Raw genomic sequence first — 3,573 nt, forward strand, 5'->3', positions numbered from 1 at the left:
GCCGTGCGCAGATGCCCGGCGGTCAACGTGCGCCTGAGCGGAAACGAATTTCAGCAGATGCAGGACGTGAACATCGGCGTCGCCGTCGCCGTCGAGAACGGCCTCATGGTCCCCGTCATCCGGGGAGCCGATCAGAAAGGGATCGATCAGATCGCAAGAGAGAGCCGCGCGCTGTCAACAGCCGCCCGGGCGGGCACTTTGGGTCTTGATGCGATGGCGGGCGGCACGTTCACCATCACGAATCTCGGCGCGATGGGAGTCGATCACTTCTCGGCCATCATCAACTTCCCCGAGAGCGCGATCCTCTCGGTCGGCGCCGCAAGGCCCCGCGCCGTCGTCCGTGGCGGCGAAGTCGTCCCCCGGACGACCTGCTATTTCGGGATCAACGCCGACCACCGCCTCGTGGACGGCGCCCCCGCGGCCGCGTTCCTCGCCACGCTCAAGGAAATGCTCGAGCACCCCAAAGTCATGCCGGCGTAGGGGGCCAAATGAAAATTCTTTTAAAAATTATCGTCGTCAAGACGTAAATAAGGTGTCAATATTCTTTCTGATTCATTGATAATTTCTTTAAGTTTTTGACGGATTTCATCCGGAGTTCCTGAATCTAATTTTTCAAAAATTCTGTTTTGAAGTTCCTCTTGCGATATATGATTTGGGTCTCGAATTAAATTCGCAGTGGCAGCTAGGACTTCGTTTTTTATCTCCCGTATTTGCTCAACACAACCCCGCAATTTGTTGTCCCCAAGAAGAATGGAACATCGGGAATTCAATGCCTCCAAATTATCGAATTTGTCTTTATGAGCTTCTGTCAAACGCTTAAAAGGCACAAGATAAGCATCCTCTGGTGACTCGCCGCTCATCACATCATCCGCCCATCTAGGTTTCAAATCATTAGAAATGCCCACTATCGGAGACCTTGAACTGTTAATGGCGTCACTGGCTGCGTGTATTGCAAGTAGCATTTCCTCGGCAAGTCCAAATTTTCTACCCGCGGTAATTTGCCGTTTCCATGTTTGCAGCCCGTAAAATGCAAGTACAGCAAGAAAGGCTGTGCTGAAAGCTTGAATGAAGTTCAGGGCATAACTCATATTTTGGCCCATTGATTCGCCTCCAGTCATGACCGCTCGACGCGCATAAGAGTTCCTCTTCTATCGACGCACCTCCTTGATTCAGCGCGAGCTACTGTCAAATACCCCCCCCTACGGCGTGATCATGGCGCGCATGACGCCGTCGCCGCGCGCCTTGACGAGGGCGATGGCTTCATCGAACCGGTCCAGCGGGAAGGTGTGCGTGAGCATTTTTTCGGCGTCAATGTGCCCCTCGGTGATGAGCTGGATCGCGCGCGGGTAGCAGTTGGGCGAGCCGCGCCCGCCGAAGATCGTGATCTCATCGAGGACGATCCGGTCGGAGGGAAGGGACACCTCCTTCCCGCCGTTGATCCCCTCGAGGACGACGCGGCCCCCGCGCCGGGCCATGGCGACCGCGTTCCGCATCGCCTCGGGCGGGCCGGCGCACTCGATCACCAGGTCCACCCCCCGGCCGCCGGTATCTTCCATGACCACCTTCACCGGGTCATCCTTCGTCACGTCGATCGCCACATCCGCGCCGAGCGCGCGGGCGATGTCGAGGCGGTAGCCCCTTCCCGCGATGTAGGTCTTCGCGGCGCCGAAGGCCCGGACGAGTTGGAGGACGGAGAGGCCGAGCAGGCCCGGCCCCACGATGGCGACCGTGTCGGCGGGCTGGACGCCGCCTCCCCGCTCGATGGAATGAAGGGCGACCACCACCTGGTTGACGATGACGGCCTCCTTCCAGCTCATGGAGGCGGGCAGGCGGTGGAGATTGGTGGGCGGGGCGACGCCGTACTCGCTGAAGGCGCCGTTCGCCGAGTGGCCGAGCAGCTTGTAGCCGCCGCCCGGCTTTCCGGTCTCCTCGCAGAGGTGATAGCTCCCCCGTCGGCACATCCCGCAGACCCCGCAGCCGATCGTGGGCTCCATGATGACCCGATCGCCGACCTTCAGATCGGTCTTCGCGCCGCTCCCGATGGCGGCGACCTCGCCGCCCCACTCGTGGCCCTGGATGAAGGGATAGAACGGCGGCCACGCGGGGCGCATGTGCCCCGAGAGAATGTGGATGTCGGTGCCGCAGATGCCGCAGGCGGCCACCTTCACCAGGATCAAGCCCGGCTCGTAATCGGGGACCGGGATGGTTTCGATCTTCACGTCCTCGGGGCCGTAGGTGACGGCCGCCTTCATCTCCTTGGGGATGGATGGCATGGGCGCTCCTCCTATTTCGGCGTGAACTGCTGGCCGGCGGCGCGGTCGGGCCGCTGCATCGAGAAAGGGTGATCCGTCCGGCAGTACAAGTTTCCGGCGAGTCTGCCGACCGGGCCGAGCTTCACCGGATCGACGTACTTCTCATCCACCATCACGTCCTCGCGGATGTGCCACCGCACGATCTCGCCGATGATGACGTTCGTGCGGAACACATCCCCGAACGTGAGCAGGTTCCGGAATTCGCACTCCATCGCGACCGGGGCCTCGGCGATGCGCGGGGCCGCCACGATGTCGGCGGGAATCATGGTCAGCCCCGCCTCCTCGAACTCGTTCACCTCGTGGGGGAAGTTCCCGGAGCAGATGTTCATCTGCTCTTCGAGGCCGTTCACCACGGTATGGATGACGTAGCCCTGCGTCTCGCGGATGTTCCGGCTCGTGTCCTTGAGCCGCTCTTCCTTTTCCCCGACCGAGATCGAGAGCATGGGCGGGGCGTGAGACATCACGGTGAAGAAGCTGAAGGGGGCCAGGTTGACGTGGCCCTCGTGGCTGATGGTGCTCACCCAGGCGATGGGCCGGGGAACCACCGAGCCGGTCAGCAGGCGGTAGGTCTGCCGCCAGTCCAGGTCGGCGGGGTCGATCGTTCGGAAGGCCATGCGGTCGAGTCCTCCTGCGTTTCAGGGAAAAAGCGGTTTCCGTTAAAAGTCAGCGGGGGTCAGAACCCCTCGTCGTATTCGTAGACGAGGCCGTCCGGCTCGTCCGGGTCCGCGGGCCGGGTGTTTCCGGGTATCGCGGCGGAGCCCTCCCCTGCCGCGGGAATGACATCTTCATCGAGCGTCCATCTTTCGTAAAGCGTCTCGGGGAGCTCGGCCATGAAGCGCGAAAGGCGCGAAAAGGTGGTCATCCGATGGGTGTCGCTCTCCATCATCGGCTGGCAGAGGTAGAGCTCATCCTTCGCCCGGGTGAGGGCGACGTAGAAAAGACGCCTTTCCTCCTCCTCCCCGCCCGCGTCCCCGAGCGCGCGCGCGTGCGGAAAGCGGCTGTCGGTCAGCCAGATCATGAAGACGGACTTCCACTCGAGCCCCTTGGCCTGATGGACCGAACTCAGGACCACCGCCTCATCGGGCCCCTCCTCCCCGCCGGGGGCCGCGACCTCGGCCGCCACGGTGCCCATCAGGGCGAGTTCGGAGAGGAACACCGCGGCGCTTTCGTACTGGAGGGCGAACTCGGCAAGCTGACGCACGTCCTCGATCCGGGCCGGGGCGTTCTCGAAGGTGTTCTCCATAAAACTCTCGTAGAAGCG

At 61.9% G+C, this 3,573-nt stretch carries 5 protein-coding genes; 1 reads left to right on the forward strand and 4 read right to left on the reverse strand.

What is annotated here, in order from left to right:
- Positions 1 to 480: 2-oxo acid dehydrogenase subunit E2 (locus O2807_13490; GenBank protein MDA1001515.1), on the forward strand; the 480-nt coding region annotated here is incomplete at its 5' end.
- 20 nt (positions 481 to 500) lie between these two features.
- Here O2807_13490 and O2807_13495 read toward each other — a convergent pair.
- From O2807_13495 to O2807_13510, 4 genes are all read right to left on the reverse strand, one after another.
- Positions 501 to 1,100 (reverse strand): hypothetical protein, encoded by a 600-nt coding sequence (locus O2807_13495; GenBank protein MDA1001516.1) that lies wholly within the window; start codon positions 1,098 to 1,100, stop codon positions 501 to 503.
- Positions 1,101 to 1,199: 99 nt separating this feature from the next.
- Positions 1,200 to 2,273 carry an alcohol dehydrogenase catalytic domain-containing protein gene (locus O2807_13500; GenBank protein ID MDA1001517.1) on the reverse strand — a complete coding sequence of 358 codons (1,074 nt, stop codon included), beginning with the start codon at positions 2,271 to 2,273 and terminating at the stop codon, positions 1,200 to 1,202.
- Between the two features lie 11 nt (positions 2,274 to 2,284).
- Entirely contained in the window at positions 2,285 to 2,926 is a 642-nt protein-coding gene (locus tag O2807_13505) for a flavin reductase family protein (GenBank protein MDA1001518.1), read from the reverse strand.
- A gap of 59 nt (positions 2,927 to 2,985) precedes the next feature.
- Positions 2,986 to 3,573 (reverse strand): ATP-binding domain-containing protein (locus tag O2807_13510; GenBank protein MDA1001519.1); only part of this gene is annotated, 588 nt, incomplete at its 5' end.

The organism is bacterium, assembly GCA_027622355.1.
Lineage (GTDB): Bacteria > UBA8248 > UBA8248 > UBA8248 > UBA8248 > JAQBZT01.